Origin of the sequence: Candidimonas nitroreducens, from assembly GCF_002209565.1 — a bacterium.
In the GTDB taxonomy this organism is placed as follows: Bacteria; Pseudomonadota; Gammaproteobacteria; order Burkholderiales; family Burkholderiaceae_B; genus Candidimonas; species Candidimonas nitroreducens.
Window position 1 is genome coordinate 411110 of the sequence record NZ_NJIH01000006.1, and the last position, 19505, is coordinate 430614.

Sequence of the window (19505 nt, forward strand, 5' to 3'; positions counted from 1 at the left end):
CGCGGGCTACCAGCAAGGTATTCCGGCGCTGCGAGAGGATCCCGCAGCGCCCGGACTACCGTCCGCGCGGCTCCATGTGAGGTTCGTTCCGGTTACAGAAATGTGCCGGTACTGCCCCTCAATCGGCCTGCTTGCGCAGGAAGGCCGGAATGTCGAAGTGATCCATGCCGGCGGTCTCCAGCGCCCGCACCTGGGCCGAAGCCTGGCTGCGCGGGTTGCGGATCACGGCGGGCACGTCCGAATTGGCAAAGCCGCCCATCAGAGGCATGTTGTCGGTGCCGGTACGATATGCCTCGTTGGTGGCCACCAGCTGCGGACGGCTGGCCATGGCTTCGTGACGGCCCAGGCCGGTCGCCACCACGGTCACGCGCAGGTTCTCGCCCATGGACTCGTCGTAGGCCGTGCCGAAGATGACGGTGGCGTCTTCGGCGGCATAGCTGCGGATGGTGTCCATGATTTCGCGCGTCTCGCGCATCTTGAGGCTGCCGCGGCTGGCGGTGATGTTGACCAGCATGCCACGCGCACCGTGCAGATCCACGCCCTCGAGCAGTGGGCACGCAATGGCGCGCTCGGCGGCCACGCGGGCCCGGTCGGCACCGGCGGCGATCGAGGTGCCCATCATGGCCTGGCCCTGCTCGCCCATGATCGTCTTGACGTCCTCGAAGTCGACGTTGATGTTGCCCTCGACATTGATGATCTCGGCGATCCCGGCGCAGGCGCTGTGCAGCACGTCGTCGGCGGACTTGAAGCAGTCCTCTTGCGTGGCGTCGTCGTCCATCAGCTCGTACAGGTTTTCATTGAGCACTACGATCAGCGAGTGCACGTGCTTGGACAGTTCGGCGATGCCCTCTTCGGCCATCTTCAGGCGCTTGGTGCCTTCGAAGGAGAAGGGCTTGGTGACCACGCCGACGGTGAGTATGCCCAGCTCCTTGGCCACTTCGGCCACCACGGGGCCCGCGCCGGTGCCGGTGCCGCCGCCCATGCCGGCGGTGATGAACACCATATTGGCGCCATTGAGCGCGGCACGGATTTCCTCACGCGCGGTCTCGGCCGCGGCACGGCCCTGTTCGGGCTTGGCGCCGGCGCCCAGGCCGGTGCGGCCCAGGCGGATCTGCACCGGGGCCTCGGTAGTGACCAGCGCCTGAGCGTCGGTATTGGCGCACACGAACTCCACTCCGTTCACGCCGGAACGGATCATGTGGGCCACGGCGTTGCCGCCGGCGCCGCCGACACCTACGACTTTGATCACGGTGCCGTTGGCATTGCTGTCGAGCATTTCGAAATTCATCATGACTGACTCCCTCACATTTCCTGAAAACGATTAAAGCGTTGATTTCCCCAAGTACTGCCTGTACTGCCGGGAATCGCTTCAAAGAAGATGCCAGCCGTGCTCGCACCAGATTTGAAACGCCTCCCGCGTGGCCGATCCGCCTGCTTCATGAGCCAACGCACCAGACACTGGACGGGATCCGAAAGCCACCCGCCCCAAAGAACCCCCGGAACCGGCCCGGCACACGGCGCCGCAAAAAGCTGCGACGACCTTGCTCCGCACAGATTCCCGGCGTCCTAATTCATGAACCACTCCTTCATCCTGGACAACAGAGTCTTGAAACTCCCTTTTTGTTGCGCGACCTTGCGGCCGCGGGCGCGCTGCACACGGGCCTCGGACAACAGGCCCATCACAGTGGAAAAACGCGGATTGCGCATTACGTCGGCCAGGCTGCCCTCGTAGTCGGGCACGGCCACCCGCACCGGCTTGAGGAACACGTCCTCGGCCAATTCGACGATGCCCGGCATCAGCGCCGTGCCGCCGGTGAGCACCACGCCGGAGGCCAGCAGGTCTTCATAGCCGGACTCGCGCACGATCTGCTGCACGAAGGTGAATAGCTCTTCGATGCGCGGCTCGATCACGGCGCCCAGCGCCTGGCGCTTGACCTGGCGGTTGGGCCGGTCGCCCAGCCCGGGCACTTCCACATATTCTTCGGCGCTGGCCAGCACCTGCTTGGCGATGCCGAAGCGCAGCTTGATCTCTTCGGCATCCGGCGTGGGCGTGCGCAGCATCGCCGCGATGTCGCTGGTGATCTGGTCGCCGGCGATGGGCACCACCGCGGTGTGGCGGATCGCCCCGCCGGTATAGATGGCGATGTCGGTGGTGCCGCCGCCGATGTCGACCAGCACCACGCCCAGCTCTTTCTCGTCGGCGGTCAGGCACGCCAGGCTCGAGGCCAGCGGCTGCAGGATCAAGTCCTGCACCTCCAGGCCGCAGCGGCGCACGCACTTGACGATGTTCTGCGCCGCGCTGACCGCTCCGGTGACGATGTGCACGCGCACTTCCAGGCGCAGGCCGCTCATGCCTATGGGCTCGCGGATGTCTTCCTGCGAGTCGACGATGAACTCCTGCGTCAGCACGTGCAGCACCTGCTGGTCGGTGGGGATGTTCACCGCCTTGGCGGTCTCGATCACGCGCGCGACATCGGTGGCGGTGACTTCCTTGTCCTTGACCGCCACCATGCCGCTGGAATTGAAGCTGGTGATGTGGCTGCCGGCGATCCCCGTGTACACCTCGCGGATCTTGCAGTCGGCCATCAGCTCGGCCTCTTCCAGCGCGCGCTGGATGGAATTCACGGTCGACTCGATATTGACCACCACGCCCTTGCGCATGCCCTGGGACTCGTGCTGGCCCAGGCCGAGCACTTCGAAACGTCCTTCCGGCAGTATTTCGGCCACTACGGCCACCACCTTGCTGGTGCCTATATCGAGTGCAACGATCAGATCCTTGATGTCACGGGTCATGGTTTTTCTATTTGCTAGGAGTATGGGAAACAGGGGCCAACATAATGGCGAAGCCGTTGGAATAACGTAAATCGGCACTGCGCACGGTACGCCCGTCGAGCCGCCGCAGCAGCGCCGGCCAGGCGCGGACAAAGCGCTCGATGCGGGCGGCGAAAGGCAGCGCCCCGGAACGTCCGTGAGGGTCGGCCACGTCGGCGGCCGGGTCGCGGCCCAGATTCATCCGCAAGCCGTTGGACAGATCCACGTCCCAGGCATAGCGCGGGCTGAGGTTGATCCGGGTGACGCGCAGATTCAGCGGCGCAAGCCAGCGCGCCAGTTCCGCGTAGCGCTGCACCACCAGGCGCTCGGACAGATCGGGGCCATAAAAATGCGGCAACTGGGCATCGTCGGGCAGCTCACCCTGGTTGGCGCTGAATGCCTCGCCCCAGGTATTAATGAGCTGGTTTTCGTTCCACAATGCCAAGGGCTGCTGCTCTTCGATTTTGACCCGCAAGGCATCGGGCCAGACGCGCCGGATCTGCACGTGGCGCACCCAGGGCACGGTTTCGAGCAGCTTGCGCGTGTCGTTCAAATTAACAGTGAAGAAATTCCCCACCAGCCTGCCCGCTATTGTCGCCCGGACGCTGGCGGCAGAGACGTAATTCAATGTATCGGCCTGCATCGGTTCTATCTCGATGCGATCGATCGTGAAATAAGGACGCTGCACGACCCAGGCCAACACGCCCGCGATCATTGCCGCCACGGCCAGTACGGCCAGCGAATTGGCAATGAAGTTGGTCAGGCGGGCGTCGTTGAACACGCTTACACCTCCGCCTTGCGATGTACCGTGGAAACGCTCATGCCAGCTCCCCCACTTGCGCGGGCACGCGGCTGATGGAGCCGGCGCCCATGACGACCACCACGTCGCCGTCGCGCACGAAGCCCAGAATGGCTTGTGGCAGCTCGGCGACGTCTTCCACGAACAGCGGCTCGACCTTGCCCGCCACGCGGATAGCCCGCGCCAGCGCGCGGCCGTCGGCCGCCACCAGCGGCGCCTCGCCGGCCGCGTAGACCTCGGTCAGCAGCACGGCGTCGGCCGAGCCGAGCACGCGCACGAAGTCCTCGAAGCAATCGCGCGTGCGGGTGTAGCGGTGCGGCTGGAAAGCCAGCACGATGCGGCGCTGCGGCCAGGCGCCGCGCGCCGCCGCCAGGGTCGCGGCCATCTCCACCGGATGATGGCCGTAGTCGTCGATCAGGGTGAAGGCGCCGCCGCCCGCAGCGGCCGGCACCGGAAATTCGCCCACCTGGGTGAAGCGCCGGCCGACGCCGTTGAAGGCGGCCAGCGCCTGCGCGATGGCCGCGTCGGGCACGCCCAGCTCGGTGGCCACGGCAATCGCCGCCAGCGAATTGAGTACGTTGTGCACGCCGGGCAGGTTCAGCGTAATGGGCAGCTCCGGCAGCATCCCTGCGGGGCCGCGGCGCTGCACCGTGAAGCGCATGCGTGTGGCCTCGGCCTGCACGCCCACCGCCCGCACCTGTGCCTCGGCGTTCAGGCCGTAGGTCGTGACGGGCCGCGACACGAAGGGAATGATCTCGCGCACATTGGCGTCGTCGCTGCACAGCACCGCGCTGCCGTAGAAAGGCAGTTTGTGCGTGAACTCTATGAAGGCACTCTTGAGCCGCGCCACGTCATGGCCGTAGGTGTCCATGTGATCGGCGTCGATATTGGTCACGATCGCCATCACCGGCAACAGGTTCAGGAAGGAAGCGTCCGACTCGTCGGCCTCGACCACGATGAACTCGCCCTGCCCCAGGCGCGCGTTGGCGCCGGCCGAATTCAGCCGCCCGCCGATGACGAAGGTCGGATCCAGGCCGCCGCCGGCCAGCACGCTGGCCACCAGGCTGGTGGTCGTGGTCTTGCCGTGCGTGCCGGCCACGGCGATGCCGCGCTTCAGGCGCATCAGCTCGGTAAGCATCAGGGCGCGCGGCACCACCGGAATGTGCGCAGCGCGCGCCGCCAGCACCTCGGGGTTGTCGGCCTTGACCGCCGTGGAGGTGACGATCGCCCCTACGCCCTGTATGTTCCGCGCGTCGTGGCCGATGGAGATGCGCGCCCCCAGGCCGGCCAGGCGGCGCGTCACGGCGGACTCCTGGATGTCCGAACCGCTGATGGCATAGCCCAGGTTGAGCATCACCTCGGCGATGCCGCTCATGCCCGACCCGCCTATACCGACGAAATGGATGCTCTGTATCCGGTGCTTCATGCCGGCCTCCTCAATACCTGCTCGCAAGCATCGGCTATCTGTTGTGTCGCGCTGAGGCACGCGTGCTCGTGAGCATGCTCGGCCACCGCGGCCAGTTCCGCACGGCTGCGCTCGCGCAGCCATTGCGCCAGCCATGCGGCCGACAAGCCGGCCTGCGCCTGCAGCCACGCGCCGTGGCAATCGCTCAGGTAGCGCGCATTGGCCGTCTGGTGATCGTCGATGGCGTGCGGCAGCGGCACGAACAGCGCCGCCACGCCTACCGCCGCCACCTCGGCCACCGTCATGGCGCCGGCGCGGCAGATCAGCAGGTCGGCCCGCGCCAGGGCCGCCGCCATGTCGTCGATGAAGGCATGGCACTCGGCCCGTACGCCGGCACGCGCGTAGGTTTCGCGCAGCACCGCCAGGTGCTGTTCGCCGGCCTGGTGCACGACCTCGGGCCGCTCGCTTTCGGCCAGCATGCCCAAGGCCTGCGGCACGATCTCGTTGAGCACCCGGGCACCCAGGCTGCCGCCCACCACCAGCAGGCGCAGCGGCCCGCTGCGCCCCGCATAGCGCTGCTGCGCGGGAGGCACTTGCGCCAGGCTGGCACGTACCGGGTTGCCGACCATGATGGCGCCCGGCAGGGCGCCTGGGAATCCCACCAGCACCTTGCTGGCGAGCCGCGCCAGCCAGCGGTTGGCGGTGCCCGCCACGGCGTTTTGCTCATGCACCACCAGGGGCACGCGGCGCAAAGCCGCCACCAGGCCGCCCGGGAAGGCCACATAGCCGCCCATGCCCAGAACCACGTCGGGCCGGGCCCGGCGCAGGCACGCGGCCGCCTGCCAGCAGGCGCGCAACAGCGTGAACGGCAGCTTCAGCAGCGCCGCCGGCCCCTTGCCGCGTACTCCGCCGAAACGCAGCGGCAGCAGCTCGAAACCCTGGGGCGGCACCAGCCGCCCTTCCATGCGGCCGGGGTGTCCCAGCCAGAACACCCGCCAGCCGCGCGCACGCATCTCGTGAGCCACCGCCAGGCCGGGCATGATGTGCCCGCCGGTGCCGCCGGCCATGATGAGTACGGTGTGCTGCGCTGTGCTCATGTGCGCTTACCCCGCATCAGATTGCGATTCTCGAAATCCACCCGCAGCAGCAGGGCAATCGCGCACAGGTTCATCACAATGCCCGAGCCGCCGTAGCTCACCATGGGCAGCGTCAGGCCCTTGGTGGGCAGCAGGCCCACGCACACGCCGATATTGATGAAGGTCTGCACCCCGAACCACAGGGCAACCCCTTGCGCCACCAGCCCGTTGAAGATGCGTTCCATGGCAATCGCCTGACGGCCGATGTCGAAACCGCGCCAGATCAGGAAGGCGAAGACCGCGATCAGGCACACCAGGCCGACAAAACCCAGCTCCTCGCCGATCACGGCAACGATGAAGTCGGTATGCGCTTCGGGCAGGTAGTGCAGCTTCTCGATGCTGGCGCCCAGGCCCACGCCGAACCATTCGCCGCGGCCCAGGGCGATCAATGAATGCGACAGCTGATAGGCGCTGCCGTAGGCATTGTCGGGATTCCACGGATCCAGATAGGCGAACAGCCGCTCGCGCCGCCACGGGGACAGCCAGATCAGCATCAGGAAGCTGCCCATCATAATGGCCAACAGCGCCGAAAACAGCTTGCCGTTGATGCCGCCGATGAAAAGTATGCCCACGGCGATGGCCACGATGACCATGAAAGCGCCCAGATCCGGTTCCAGCAGCACCACCATGCCGACCGCGGCCAGGGCGCAGGACATGGGCAGGAAGCCGCGCACGAAATTGTGCATGTGCTGCTGCTTGCGCACCGTGTAATCGGCCGCATACAACAGAATGGTGATCTTCATCAGCTCGGATGGCTGGAAGTTCAGCGGCCCCAGCGGCAGCCAGCGGCGTGCGCCATTGACCTCGCGGCCTATGCCGGGCACCAGCACCACCAGCAGGAACACCAGGCTCACCAGCATCAGCGGCATGGCGTACTTCTGCCAGACGCTCATGGGTATGCTCAGCACCACGGCCGAGCACAGCAGGCCGACGCAGATGAACGCGCCGTGGCGCACCACGAAATAGAAGCGGCCATAGCTTTCATAGCGCGGCCCGTCGGCCAGCCCGATCGAGGCCGAATACACCATCAGCAGGCCGAACAGCAGCAGCGCCGCGGCCGGAATGATGATCCATACGTCGAAGCTGGCCATGCGGGTGCGGCCGGGCCGCACGGCGTTGACGCTGGAGGTAAGATCCGCGAATACGCTCATTCCATCTCCCCTTCATCCAGCGCCAGTTCCTGCACGGCGGCCACGAAGGCCTGGGCGCGGTGGGCGTAGTTGCGGAACATGTCCATGCTGGCGCAGGCCGGCGACAGCAGCACCACGTCGCCGGGCTGCGCCAGTTCGAAACCGCGCCGCACCGCCTGCTCCAGGGTGTCGGCCCGCTCGGCCGACACGCCGGCCGGCTCCAGCGCCTGGGCGATGGCGGGGCCGTCGCGGCCGATCAGCACCACGGCCCTGGCATGCTGCGCCGCGGCGCGCGCCAGCGGCGCGAAATCCTGGCCCTTGCCCAGGCCGCCGGCGATCAGCACCACCTTGCGGCCCAGGCCTTCCAGGCCGGCCACGGTGGCGCCCACGTTGGTGCCCTTGCTGTCTTCGACGAAATCGACGCCGGCGATACTGCGCACGAACTCGACCCGATGCGGCTCGCCGCGATAATCGCGCAGCGCCGGCAGCACATCGGCCCAGCGCAGCCCGGCGGCACGCGCCAGCGCCAGCGCCGCCAGCGCATTCAGCACATTGTGCAGGCCCCGCACCCGCAGGGCGTCGGCCGGCATCAGCCGCGTCAGGCGGCCCGGGTGGCGCGGCAGCGGAATCTGCGCCTGCCCGCGGCGCCGCTTGGGCGCGGCCGGCAGGTCGAAATCCAGCAATTCGGCAACCGCCAGCCAGCGCACGTCATGGCTGGCATCCAGGCCCAGGTCGCCGTCCAGCTCGGGCACGCCGCGGCCGAAAGTACGTACCGAAGCGGCCGCCGGATCGTCCACCATGACGACCACCAGCGGGTCGTCGCGGTTGATGACGGCAACACGCGCCATCTTCAGCAGGCGCGCCTTGGCGGCCTGGTATGCCTGCATCGAGCCGTGCCAGTCCAGGTGATCCTGCGTCACATTCAAGACCGCGGCGGCATCGGCGCGCAGGCTGCGGGTGGATTCGATCTGGAAGCTGGACAGCTCCAGCACCCAGGCATCGGGCAGTTCGCCACTGGCCAGCGCATCGCGCAGGGCCGCCAGGGCGGCCGGGCTGATGTTGCCGGCCGCGCGGGCGCGCAGGCCGGCGGCCTGGCACATCTGCCGCGTCATGGCGGTGACCGTGGTCTTGCCATTGGTGCCGGTAACCGCCAGCACCTTGGGCTGGTAGCCCTGCTCGGCCATGTCATTCAAGGCCCGCGCGAACAGTTCGATTTCCCCGATCACCTCGATGCCGCGCTGCGCGGCCTGCGCCAGGAATGACCGCACCGGTTCCTGCAGCGGCGACAGCCCCGGGCTGATGACGACGCTGCGCACGCCGTCCAGCGCGGCGGCATCCAGCGCCGATTCGCCGTAGCGGCAATCGGCCCCCGGAGCGCCGGCCGCCGGAATGCCGGCCGCCGGGTCGCCGGCCGCCACGCCCTGCAATTGCTCTTGCAGGGCCGCCCAGCCGGGCGGCTGTTCGCGGGTGTCGACCAGGCGCAGACGCGCGCCACGGTCGGCGCACCACAGCGCCGCGGCCGCGCCGGTCTCCCCCAGTCCCAGAATCAGAACCAGCGGATTGTCGGCCAGCGAGGGGAAAGTGAAATTCGTGTTCATCGCAACTTGAGTGTGGCCAGGCCCAGCAGCACCAGCATCATGGTGATGATCCAGAAACGCACCACCACCTGGGTTTCTTTCCAGCCGCCCACCTCGAAATGATGGTGCAGCGGCGCCATGCGCAGGATCCTGCGTCCCGTGCCGTAGCGCTTCTTGGTGTATTTGAAATAAGTGACCTGCAGCATCACCGACAGCGTCTCGGCGACGAACACGCCGCCCATGATGAACAGTACGATTTCCTGGCGCACGATCACCGCGATGGTGCCCAGCGCGCCACCCAGGGCCAGCGCCCCCACGTCGCCCATGAACACCTGGGCCGGATAGGCATTGAACCAGAGGAATGCGAGGCCGGCTCCGGCAATGGCGGCGCACAGCACCATCAGCTCAGACGCGCCCGGAATGTACGGAAACAGCAGATACTTGGAATAATCGACCCGCCCCACCACGTAGGCGAAGATGCCCAGCGCGCTGCCCACCATCACGGTGGGCATGATGGCCAGGCCGTCCAGGCCGTCGGTCAGATTGACGGCATTGCTGGTGCCCACGATCACGAACCAGGTCAGGGCGGCGAAGCCGAACACGCCCAGCGGGTAGCTGACACTCTTGAAGAACGGCACGATCAGGTCGGCGCGCGTGGGCAGCGGCATGGTGAAGCCGCTCATGATCCAGTCGCGGAACAGCGGCCACAGATCGGCGTTGGCGGGAGCGGCCACGGCGAAGGTGAGATAGGTCGCGGCGATCACGCCGATCAGTGCCTGCCAGAAAAATTTCCTGCGCGAGGACATGCCTTCGGGGTCGTGGTTGACGACTTTCTTGTAGTCATCGGCCCAGCCTATCCAGCCGAAGCCGAAAGTCACCAGCAGCACCACCCAGACGAAGCGGTTGGTCCAATCGGCCCACAGCAGCGTGCTGACGGCGATGGAAATCAGGATCAGCGCGCCGCCCATGGTCGGAGTGCCATTTTTCTGCAGATGGGACTGCGGCCCATAACTGCGTACGGCCTGGCCGATCTTCAGCTCGGTCAGCTTGCGAATGACCGCCGGGCCGGCCACCAGGCCGATGAACAGCGCCGTGCCGCAGGCCAGCACGGCCCGGAAGGTGATGTATTCGAAGACGCCGAAGGCGCGTATGTGCTCGTCGGACAGCCAGCGGGCGATTTCAAGTAGCATGGCGCGCCTCTTGTTCTTTTGTGCCGGCCTGTTGCCGCAAGGCCTGCACGACCCGCTCCATGCGGGTGCTGCGCGAGCCTTTGACCAGAATATGGGCCGGCGGGCTGGCGCGCAGGCCGGCCACCAGGGCGTCGATGGAATCGTAGGCCTGCGCTCCGGCGCCAAAGGCCTCGGCCGAGTTGCGGGCCGCGGGCCCGTAAGTCAACAACTGGTCGATGCCGCGCTCGCGGGCATAAGCCCCCACCTCGGCATGCATGGCTGGCCCGTCGGCCCCGACTTCCGCCATGTCGCCCAGCACCAGCATGCGGCGCCCGGGCAATTGCGCCAGCACGTCTATGGCGGCACGCACCGAGTCGGGATTGGCATTGTAGGTATCGTCGATGAGCTGCAGGCCGCCGGCCAGGGCGCTGGGCTGCATGCGGCCGGCCACCGGATTGAACTGCTCCAGCCCCTGCACCACGGCATCCAGCGGAGCGCCGGCCGCGCAGGCGCAGGCCGCCGCGGCCAGCGCGTTGCGCAAATTGTGCTGGCCGGGGGCATGCAGCGTCAGCGGCCGCACGCCGGCCGATACGTGCAATTGGCAGCGGGTGCCCTGCGACTCGGCGCGTATGTCGTCGGCATACACATTGAAGCCCGGATCGAAACCGAACAGCCGCAGCTCGCGCGCGCCGGCCAGGCGGCGCCAGGTGCCGGTGTAGGCATCGTCGCCCGGAAACACCGCCACGCCGTCATCGGGCAAAGCCTGCAGCACCGCGCCGTTCTCGAGCGCCACGGCCTCGACGCTGTGCATGAACTCCTGGTGCTCGCGCTGCGCATTGTTGACCAGGGCCACCGTGGGGCGCGCCATCCCGGCCAGCATGGCGATCTCTCCGGGGTGATTCATGCCCAGCTCGAAGACCGCAGCGCGGTGCGAGGCGCGCAGGCGCAACAGCGTAAGCGGCACCCCTATGTCGTTGTTTAGATTGCCGGACGTGGCCAGCGCATCGTCGCGCAGCCAGGCGCGCAGGATGGAGGCCACCATTTCCTTGGTGGTGGTCTTGCCGTTGCTGCCGGTCACCGCAATGACCGGCAGGCGGAACCGGCGGCGCCACGCCGTGCCGATGCGCGCCAGCGCCGCGCGCGTGTCGCCCAGCTCGAACTGGTGCAGGGCCACCGCGGGATCGCGCCGCGCCACCACGGCCGCGCAGGCCCCCGCCTGGCGCGCCCGTTCCAGATACTCGTGGCCATCGAAGGACTCGCCCTTCAAGGCGATGAACAGTTCACCGGGCCGCAGGCTGCGGGTGTCGGTGGACACCGGCAGGCCATGCCCCCAGCTCAGCGCATAGCGAACCCACTCGCGGTCGTCGAAAGGGGTGCGCAGGCCGGCGGTTTCTTGATAGGTTTCGTGCCCCTTGCCGGCCACCAGCACCACGTCGCCAGGCTGCGCCGACCATACCGCATCCAGAATCGCCAGGGCGCGATCCAGCTCGACCGCGGGCGTGCCGTGCATGCCGGCCACGACCTGCGCGGCAATGTCGCGCGGATCTTCGCCGCGCGGGTTGTCGCTGGTGACCACCACGGCATCGGCCAGCCGGCCGGCAATCTCGCCCATCAACGGGCGCTTGCCGCTGTCTCGCCCGCCGCCGCAGCCGAACACGCACACCAGCCGTCCGCCGCGCGACTGCGCCACTTGGCGCAGGGCCGCCAGGGCCCGCTGCAGCGCGTCGGGGGTATGGGCATAGTCCACCACGACCATGGGCATGGCCGCCGCGCCCTCGCCCGGCACGCCGGGCTCGACGATCTGCAGGCGTCCCGGCACCGACCGCAGTGCGGCCAGCGCCCGCGCGATCCGGGCCAGCGTCCAGCCCAGCTCGCGTAACACCCCCGCGACCAGCAGCAGATTGGACACATTGTGCTCGCCCACCAGCCGGGTAACGATCTGCGCCGTGCCCTGCGCGGTGGCCAGGTTGAAAATCAGCCCGTAAGTGCCGGCCTGGATGTCCAGGGCCTGCAAGCCCGCGCCCGGCTCGCCCTCGAGCGTATAGCCCACGCGCCGGGCCGCCGCTGCCTTCTCGAACAGCAGCCGGCCGGCCTCGTCGTCCAGATTGACGACCGCCGCACGCAGCCCCGGCCAGTCGAACAGCGCGAACTTGGCCGCCTGGTAGCGCTCGAAGCTGCCGTGATAATCCAGGTGGTCGCGAGTCAGGTTGGTGAAGCCGGCGACCTCGATGCGGATCTGTTCCAGCCGCCCCTGCTCCAGGCCGATGGAGGACGCCTCGAGCGCCGCGGCCGTGCCGCCGGCAGCGCGGATGGCCGCCAGACTGCGATGCATGGTCAGCACGTCGGGCGTAGTCAGTGCGCCGCCGAGATTGCTGCCATCGGGCAGCGTCACGCCCAGCGTCCCGACCGTCCCGCAGGGCACGCCTTCTTGATTCAGGGCCGCGGCGAGCCATTGCACCGTCGAAGTCTTGCCATTGGTGCCGGTCACCGCCAGTACCGACATATGGCTGGAGGGCTCGCCATACCAGACATGCGCTACTGCGCCCAGCAGGCCGCGCAGGCCTTCGACCTGCAGCAGCGGCACGGCGGCCGACACTTGGCCGGCCTCGGCCACCACGGCCGCAGCCCCGCGCGATTGCGCGTCTTCTATATACAGGCGCCCGTCGCCCGCCAGTCCCGGGCAGGCGAAGAACACATCGCCGACGCCAACCTGGCGCGAGTCCAGGCATAGATGGGCGCTGCTATTGACGTTGCCGCGCAGCCAATCGATGATCTGTTGCGCGTTCATCAGCGCCTCCCTTCGCGGCCGTTGACCGCGACCAGAGAGTCGGCCAAAGGCGCATCGGGCTTTACGCCCAGCCGCCGCAAAGTACTGCCCATGACGCTGGAAAATACCGGGCCGGACACCACGGCGCCGTAGTAGCCGCCGACATGCGGCTCATCGATGGATACCGCGACCACCACGCGAGGGTCGGATACGGGGCCGAAGCCTACGTACGACCCGCGGTACTGCGTCCTGCTGTAGTGGCCGTTGACGATCTGGCGCGCCGTGCCGCTCTTGCCGGCCACGCGATAGCCCGGAACCTTGATCTTGGCGCCCTCGGGCCCGGCGGCCGCCTCGAGCATGGCGCGGATCAGGCCGGCTATGCGCGGCGAGAAGATCTGTACGCTGGCGGCGTTGCCCTTGCGCTTGAGCAGGGTAAGCGACACCATGTCGCCGTTGCGGGCGAATACCGTGTAGGCATGGGCGATCTGCAGCAGCGACACCGACAGGCCATAGCCGTAGGCCATGGTGGCGCGCTCGATGGGCCGCCAGCGTTTCCAGGGCCGCAGGCGGCCCGAGGCCACCCCCGGGAAATTGGCCTGCGGCGGCCGCCCGAAGCCCAGATTGGTGAAGTTGTCCCACATTTCCTGCGAGGTCAGCAGCTCGGAGATCATCGTCATGCCGATATTGCTCGAGCGGCGCAGGATACCGGCCACATTCAGATAGCCATTGCTGCTGACATCGGTGATGGTCGCGCCCTGGTAGCGATAATGGCCATTGCCGGTGTTGAACATCGTCGAGGTGGTGATGCGGCCGAGCTGCAGGGCCAGCGCCGCGGTGAACGGCTTCATGATGGAGCCCGGCTCGAACGTATCGGTGATGACACGGTTGCGCAGCGCCGAGCCCTTGCGGTCTTCGCGATTGTTCGGATCGTAGCTGGGCAGGTTGGCCAGCGCCAGAATTTCGCCGGTATGCACGTCGACGATGATGCCGGCAGCCGACTTGGCCTGGTGGTCTTCCATGGCCTTCTTCAGCGCCGTATGCAGGTCGAACTGCAGCCCGGAGTCGATCGACAGGCTCAGATCCTGGCCGTCGACCGGGGGCACCACCGCGCGAACGTCCTCTACCACGCGGCCCAGGCGATCCTTGATCACGCGGCGGCTGCCGGGCTTGCCCTGCAGCTCGGAATTGAAGGCCAGCTCGACACCCTCGATGCCCTGATCCTCGATATTGGTGAAGCCGACGATATGGGCCGCCACATCTCCTTCCGGATAGTAGCGCCGCATTTCACCCTGCTGATGGAAGCCCGGCACCTTGAGGCGCTTGACTTGTTCGGCCACGTCCAGCGGCACCTGGCGCTTGATGTAGACGAAATTCTTGTCTTCGTCGGTAATGCGGCTCTGGATGTTCTGCACCGACATGCCCAGCAGCTTGCCGAGCGCCGCGAGCTGCTGCGGTGTGGCGTCCTTGGCATCGTCGGGTATGGCCCAGATGGCGCGCGCCGGCACGCTGGAGGCCAGCACCACCGAGCCGCTGCGGTCGAATATCTTGCCGCGCGTCGCCGGCAATACCAGGGTGCGCTCGTAGCGGCGCTCGCCCTGCTGTTGCAGGAACTCGGTGGACAAGCCCTGCAGATACAGCGCCTTTATCACCAGCGCCACGAAACTCAGCAGCAGCAGCATCAGCACCAGCTTGGAGCGCCACAGCGGCATCTGCGCGTTCAGCACCGGGCTGGCATGGAAACGCACTCGTTTCATTGATGCCCTCCGGCCCGGGGTTTGCGCGCAGCGGCGCCGGAAGAAGCTTGGGCCGCGCTAGACCGGGTCGCGCCAGACCGGGCCGCGCCGGGCCGGGCCGGACGGCGGCCGGCCGCCTGCGGCTTGGGCGCCTGAACGGCGGGCGGCACGGCGACATCCGGATCGCCCGGCTTGAGGCCTTCCGCTATATAGATGATGGAGCCCGGAGTCACGTTGACCATCTTCAGATCACTGCGGGCAATGCCGTCGATACGGGCATTGCGCACCAGCTCGGCGCGCTCCAGCTGCAGGCGGCGCCAATCCGTATCCAGCTCGTGCGCCTTGTCCGACAAACGATCCGATTGAATGAAAAGCCGGCGCGACTGAAAGCGCGCCGTGACCAGTGAAATCGCCGATGACATCAGCAGCACCGAAACGATGGCGATGAGGCGTCCCATTATGTCCGCCCTCCGCGCCGGCGCCGCGGCGCCGCGCCTGGCGGTGTGCCGACGAACGAAGCCGCCCCACCAGGCGGCAAGGGCTCGTCCGTACGCTCGGCCACCCGCAGCACCGCGGAACGCGCCCGCGCGTTGCCGGCCACTTCATCGGGCTCGGCCTGCACCTTGCCCAGCGACCTCAGGATCGGCTGCGGCATGTCCTTCTCGAGAATCGGCAGGCGCGCCTGAGCAGCCGCCGGACGCGCCGCCGCGGCGATGCACTGCTTGACCATGCGATCCTCGAGAGAATGGAAACTGATCACCGCCAGCCGCCCCTTGGGTGCCAGTAGCCCTAGAACTGCCGCGAGGGCGAGCGCCAGCTCTTCGAGTTCCCTATTGAGGTGAATCCGTAGAGCCTGAAAGGTACGAGTGGCCGGGTGCTGGCCCTTCTCGCGCGTGCGGACAACGCCGGCGACGAGCTCGGCGAGGTCGAGCGTGGTGCGCAGCGGCCGGGATTCGCGGCGAGCTGCAATCGCCTTTGCAATCTGGAAAGCAAACCGTTCTTCGCCATAATGAGCTATGACCTCCCGTATTTCATCAACACCGGCCTCGGCCAGCCACTGCGCAGCGGTCGGGCCGCTGCTCGTATCCATCCGCATGTCCAGCGGGCCTTCACGCATGAAGGAAAACCCGCGGGCCGCGTCATCTATCTGCGGGGACGACACCCCCAGATCCAACATCACACCGTCGACCTGATCCACGCCCAGGCCCTGAAGCCGCTCGCACATGCCGGCAAACCCCGCATGCACCACCTCGACGCGCGCATCCTCGGCCTGCAGCGCGCAGGCCTGGGCGATCGCCTCGGGGTCTTTATCAAAGACCACCAGCCGGGCATCCTCGGCCAGATGGCTGAGCAGCAAGCGGCTGTGCCCGCCCCTGCCGAAGGTGCCGTCCACGAACACGCCGCTGCGCCGCGCCAATGCCGCGCCGGGGCCACCGCCGCGCAGCGCTTTGGCGCTGAACTGCGGATCCACCAGGGCGCTGACCGTAGGCTCGAGCAGCACGGACCGATGCGTGAACACCATGGCCCGTTTCAGAAAGAGAATTGATCCAGTGCTTCAGACATGCCTTTGGCGAGGTCTTCCGCCTCTCGGCGTGCCCACTCGGCGGCATCCCATACTTCGAAATGGCTCCCCATTCCCAAGAGCATGATTTCGCGAGTCAAGCCGGCGGCCGTACGCAGTTCGGGGGCGATCAGAATGCGCCCCGCGGCGTCCAGATCCACGTCCTGCGCATTGCCCAGCAGCAAACGCTGCAAGGGGCGGGCGGACATGGGAAACGCTGCGATCTGCTCGCGCTTCTTTTCCCACACAGGGCGCGGGTACAGAAGCAAGCAGCCGTCGGGATGGCGAGTCAGGGTCAACCGGCCTTCGACCTGCGAAGCGAGCGCGTCACGATGCCGGGTCGGGATCGAGATCCGCCCCTTGGCATCCAATGTGAGTGCGCTGCTACCCTGAAACACCACTTTTACTCCACTTTTTTACACTGTTTCCTACTTTTCCCCACTCTACGGGAAGCCGTGCAGGAGGTCAAGCGCCGTTTCTTGTTTTTTTCAATAACGACAAGCACTTAGCGACTATTCGCCATATTTGTAGAAAGGGAATTCCTTAGATAAATCAAGAAATTGCATACCTATCTAGAAGTCGTTCATTAAGATCGGAAGGCCGTCGCCACCTCTCTCTTTTGCAATTGCTAACACTCGAGCCGGGTCGGCGGCTCGGACGCATCGGCGCGGCCCAGGGCATAGAAAAAACCCTGAGAGACAGTCCGTTGCCGGATCGGATTTTTCACGCGCGGCGTGGAACGGGACAGACAATTCGTTGTCCGACCGGGTTCTTCCGGCGCGGCCTAGAACGGGGCACCTCCTTCCGGTTCGATGACTCGCTCACCTCCAGGAGGTACCCCGTTCTCTCTGCTGTTTTGTAGACGGATGGGGGCTTGGGGTCTCGATACGTTGAACGCCGGTTTCTTAATGTGTGGTGTCGAACGAGGTGTTTTTCCGGAGTTTGGCGACATGCCCTCCGGGCAGCCGCGTTCATGCCCGGCCTGCGACCGGGCTCTTCCTATACAATGCCGGTGCGGGACAGGTCGGGCAATCGCGGTGCCGTACGCGGCATCGAGGAAGGTCCGGACTCCATAGAGCAGGATAGCGGCTAACGGCCGCCCGGCGAGCAGCGGCCATGGCCGCCGCGGGCCGAGGAACAGGGCCACAGAGACGAGTCTGCGGCGCGGGCATGCCCATGGCGTGCACCGACACGGCCACTTCCGTGTCGCGCGACCCGGCAACGGGCCGCGGCGCTGCAGGGTGAAACGCGGCAACCTCTATCCGGAGCAACATCAAATAGGCATGCGCGGGCCTTGCGCCCAGAGAGCGGCTCGCTCCAGCATGCGGGTAGATGGCTAGAGCGCGGCAGCAATGCCGAGCCCAGAGGAATGATTGCCCGCCGGGTTCGCCCGGCGTACAGAATCCGGCCTACAGACCTGTCCCGTTTTCTCGCCAAGACTCCCCCCAACCGAAACACCACATGGCCGCAAGCACCCTGATCTCCCTCACCGACGCGCAGCTCGCCTACGGGCACCATCCGCTGCTGGATCACGCCGAACTGGCGATACAGGCCGGCGAACGCATCGGCCTGATAGGCCGCAATGGCGCCGGCAAGTCTTCGCTGCTGAAGGTGCTCGACGGGCGCGTCCTGCCCGACGACGGCGAGATCATGCGCCTGGGCGGCCTGAAGATCGCCACAGTGGAACAGGAGCCCGAGCTCGACGACAGCCTCAGCGTACTGGACACCTTGTGCGGCGACATCAACGCATCCGAAGACTGGCAGCGGCCGGCGCGCGCCCAGGCGCTCATCGAACAACTGGGCCTGGACGCCGCGGCGCCGGTCGCCGGCCTGTCGGGCGGCACGCGCAAACGCGTGGCGCTGGCGCGCGCGCTGGCCGACGAGCCCGATCTGCTGCTGCTCGACGAACCCACCAACCACCTGGACTTCGACGGCATCGCCTGGCTCGAGGCCCTGCTGCTGCAGGCCCGCTGCAGCGCCGTGATCATCACCCACGACCGGCGCTTCCTGGATGTGGTGGCCACCCGCATCGTCGAGCTCGACCGCGGCAAGCTGCTCAGCTTTCCGGGCAATTTCTCGGCCTGGCAGCAGCGCAAGGCCGAATGGCTGGAAGCCGAAAGACAGCAGAACGCCCGCTTCGACAAGGTGCTGGCGCAGGAAGAGGTCTGGATCCGCAAGGGCATCGAGGCACGCCGCACCCGCAACGAAGGCCGCGTGCGGCGCCTGGAACAATTGCGCCGCGACCGGGCGCAGCGGCGCGAGCGCTCGGGCAACGTCAGCCTGGCGCTGGCCGAGGGACGGCGTTCCGGCAAGCTGGTGGCCGAACTCAGTCACGTCAACCACGGCTACGGCCCGCGCGTGCTGGTGCGCGACCTGTCCACCAGCATCATGCGCCAGGATCGCATCGGCCTGATCGGCCCCAACGGCGTGGGCAAGACCACGCTGCTGAAGATCATGCTGGGCCTGCTTGCGCCCGACTCCGGCACGGTGCGGCTGGGCACCAACCTGAACATCGGCTATTTCGACCAGATGCGCTCGCAGCTCGACGAAAACGCCACGCTGGCCGACACCATCAACCCAGGCAGTGAATGGATAGAAATAGGCGGCCAGCGCAAGCACGTCATGAGCTACCTGGAAGACTTCCTGTTTCCGCCGGCCCGCGCCCAGTCGCCGGTCAGCAGCCTGTCGGGCGGCGAGCGCGCCCGGCTGGTGCTGGCGCGGCTGTTCGCCCGGCCCACCAATGTGCTGGTCATGGACGAACCCACCAATGACCTCGACATCGAAACCCTGGAGCTGCTCGAAGAGCTGCTGCAGGACTACAAGGGCACCGTGCTGCTGGTCAGCCACGACCGCAGCTTCCTGAACAACGTCGTCACCCAGACCCTGGCCGCAGAGGGCGACGGCGTCTGGCGCGAATACGTCGGCGGCTACGACGAATGGCAGGCTCAGCGGCCCGCGCCCGCGGCGCCGGCCCTCAAGGCAGCCAAGCCCGCCACCGATCGCGCCGAGCAATCGCCGCCGCACCCGGCGCCGGAAGCCGCCCGCGGCAAGCCGGCCAAGTCGGGCCGCATCAGCACCTGGGAACTGCGCGAACTGGAAGAGCTGCCCGAAGCCATCGCGCGCATCGAAGCGCGCCAGGCCGAACTCAACGAAAGGCTGGCCGACGGCAGCCTGTACCGCGATGCGCCCGCCGAAGTCGCGCAAATACAGGAACAGCTGCGCCAGATGGAACAGGAAATGGAAGGCCTGTTCGCCCGCTGGGAATTACTCGAGGAAAAACGCGGCGGCTGACACGAGCCCGCGGCTCCAAAGAGTACGAGGCGCGCTGCCGCGGACAGTGCATATAAATAACAAATAACGCGGACAATGCATATCAACAAGCACGTCGAGGCGCCGCAAAGCCGCTATCTTTTATCG

The 19505-nt window shown here is 66.9% G+C and carries 13 protein-coding genes, 1 other RNA gene and 1 pseudogene; 2 read left to right on the plus strand and 13 right to left on the minus strand.

Annotation, left to right across the window (positions count from 1 at the left end; genetic code table 11):
• Positions 1–118 precede the first annotated feature (118 nt).
• From ftsZ to mraZ, 13 genes and pseudogenes are all read right to left on the minus strand, one after another.
• On the minus strand, positions 119–1291 hold the full coding sequence (gene ftsZ / locus CEY11_RS12000) for a cell division protein FtsZ (protein WP_088603616.1): 1173 nt from the start codon (positions 1289–1291) through the stop codon (positions 119–121).
• 275 nt (positions 1292–1566) lie between these two features.
• On the minus strand, positions 1567–2793 hold the full coding sequence (ftsA, locus tag CEY11_RS12005; RefSeq protein WP_088603617.1) for a cell division protein FtsA: 1227 nt from the start codon (positions 2791–2793) through the stop codon (positions 1567–1569).
• A gap of 7 nt (positions 2794–2800) precedes the next feature.
• Entirely contained in the window at positions 2801–3592 is a 792-nt protein-coding gene (locus CEY11_RS12010) for a cell division protein FtsQ/DivIB (protein ID WP_088603618.1), read from the minus strand.
• Positions 3593–3629: 37 nt separating this feature from the next.
• Positions 3630–5036, minus strand: coding sequence for a UDP-N-acetylmuramate--L-alanine ligase (gene murC / locus CEY11_RS12015; protein ID WP_088603619.1), 1407 nt, complete (start codon positions 5034–5036; stop codon positions 3630–3632).
• Positions 5033–6112, minus strand: coding sequence for an undecaprenyldiphospho-muramoylpentapeptide beta-N-acetylglucosaminyltransferase (gene murG, locus CEY11_RS12020; protein ID WP_088603620.1), 1080 nt, complete (start codon positions 6110–6112; stop codon positions 5033–5035). The genes murC and murG overlap by 4 nt, the downstream gene beginning before the upstream one ends.
• Positions 6109–7302 (minus strand): putative lipid II flippase FtsW, encoded by a 1194-nt coding sequence (ftsW, locus tag CEY11_RS12025; protein ID WP_088603621.1) that lies wholly within the window; start codon positions 7300–7302, stop codon positions 6109–6111. Before ftsW ends, murG begins: the two co-directional genes overlap by 4 nt.
• Positions 7299–8879: a UDP-N-acetylmuramoyl-L-alanine--D-glutamate ligase gene (gene murD / locus CEY11_RS12030; protein WP_088603622.1), complete on the minus strand. Its 1581-nt coding sequence runs from the start codon at positions 8877–8879 to the stop codon at positions 7299–7301. Before murD ends, ftsW begins: the two co-directional genes overlap by 4 nt.
• Positions 8876–10048, minus strand: a complete 1173-nt coding sequence (mraY, locus tag CEY11_RS12035; protein ID WP_088603623.1) for a phospho-N-acetylmuramoyl-pentapeptide-transferase — start codon at positions 10046–10048, stop codon at positions 8876–8878. Before mraY ends, murD begins: the two co-directional genes overlap by 4 nt.
• Positions 10038–12815, minus strand: a complete 2778-nt coding sequence (murF, locus tag CEY11_RS12040; protein WP_088603624.1) for a bifunctional UDP-N-acetylmuramoyl-L-alanyl-D-glutamate--2,6-diaminopimelate ligase MurE/UDP-N-acetylmuramoyl-tripeptide--D-alanyl-D-alanine ligase MurF — start codon at positions 12813–12815, stop codon at positions 10038–10040. The genes mraY and murF overlap by 11 nt, the downstream gene beginning before the upstream one ends.
• The gene (locus CEY11_RS12045) at positions 12815–14548 is read right to left on the minus strand and encodes a peptidoglycan D,D-transpeptidase FtsI family protein (protein ID WP_088603625.1); all 1734 of its coding nucleotides are present in this window, start codon (positions 14546–14548) and stop codon (positions 12815–12817) included. Before CEY11_RS12045 ends, murF begins: the two co-directional genes overlap by 1 nt.
• A 185-nt stretch (positions 14549–14733) precedes the next feature.
• Positions 14734–14985 (minus strand): annotated as a pseudogene (ftsL, locus tag CEY11_RS25555) (cell division protein FtsL); the annotation flags it as partial.
• Entirely contained in the window at positions 14985–16049 is a 1065-nt protein-coding gene (gene rsmH, locus CEY11_RS12055) for a 16S rRNA (cytosine(1402)-N(4))-methyltransferase RsmH (protein ID WP_088603627.1), read from the minus strand. The gene rsmH and the pseudogene ftsL, both read right to left, overlap by 1 nt.
• An 8-nt stretch (positions 16050–16057) precedes the next feature.
• Positions 16058–16486, minus strand: a complete 429-nt coding sequence (mraZ, locus tag CEY11_RS12060; RefSeq protein WP_088603673.1) for a division/cell wall cluster transcriptional repressor MraZ — start codon at positions 16484–16486, stop codon at positions 16058–16060.
• 618 nt (positions 16487–17104) lie between these two features.
• On the opposite strand from mraZ, the gene rnpB reads away from it, so the two are divergent.
• Together rnpB and CEY11_RS12070 are read left to right on the plus strand one after the other, a co-directional pair.
• Positions 17105–17516, plus strand: an RNA gene (rnpB, locus tag CEY11_RS12065) — RNase P RNA component class A.
• Between the two features lie 33 nt (positions 17517–17549).
• Positions 17550–19379 carry an ATP-binding cassette domain-containing protein gene (locus CEY11_RS12070; protein WP_088603628.1) on the plus strand — a complete coding sequence of 610 codons (1830 nt, stop codon included), beginning with the start codon at positions 17550–17552 and terminating at the stop codon, positions 19377–19379.
• Positions 19380–19505 lie beyond the last annotated feature (126 nt).

Bases quoted from the DNA above. Each gene is read 5' to 3' on its own strand.
- rsmH (WP_088603627.1), bottom strand. From the start codon at position 16,049: ATGGTGTTCACGCATCGGTCCGTGCTGCTCGAGCCTACGGTCAGCGCC.
- ftsZ (WP_088603616.1), bottom strand. From the start codon at position 1,291: ATGATGAATTTCGAAATGCTCGACAGCAATGCCAACGGCACCGTGATC.
- CEY11_RS12070 (WP_088603628.1), top strand. From the start codon at position 17,550: ATGGCCGCAAGCACCCTGATCTCCCTCACCGACGCGCAGCTCGCCTAC.
- murF (WP_088603624.1), bottom strand. From the start codon at position 12,815: ATGAACGCGCAACAGATCATCGATTGGCTGCGCGGCAACGTCAATAGC.
- ftsW (WP_088603621.1), bottom strand. From the start codon at position 7,302: ATGAGCGTATTCGCGGATCTTACCTCCAGCGTCAACGCCGTGCGGCCC.
- mraY (WP_088603623.1), bottom strand. From the start codon at position 10,048: ATGCTACTTGAAATCGCCCGCTGGCTGTCCGACGAGCACATACGCGCC.
- ftsA (WP_088603617.1), bottom strand. From the start codon at position 2,793: ATGACCCGTGACATCAAGGATCTGATCGTTGCACTCGATATAGGCACC.
- murC (WP_088603619.1), bottom strand. From the start codon at position 5,036: ATGAAGCACCGGATACAGAGCATCCATTTCGTCGGTATAGGCGGGTCG.
- murD (WP_088603622.1), bottom strand. From the start codon at position 8,879: ATGAACACGAATTTCACTTTCCCCTCGCTGGCCGACAATCCGCTGGTT.
- murG (WP_088603620.1), bottom strand. From the start codon at position 6,112: ATGAGCACAGCGCAGCACACCGTACTCATCATGGCCGGCGGCACCGGC.
- CEY11_RS12045 (WP_088603625.1), bottom strand. From the start codon at position 14,548: ATGAAACGAGTGCGTTTCCATGCCAGCCCGGTGCTGAACGCGCAGATG.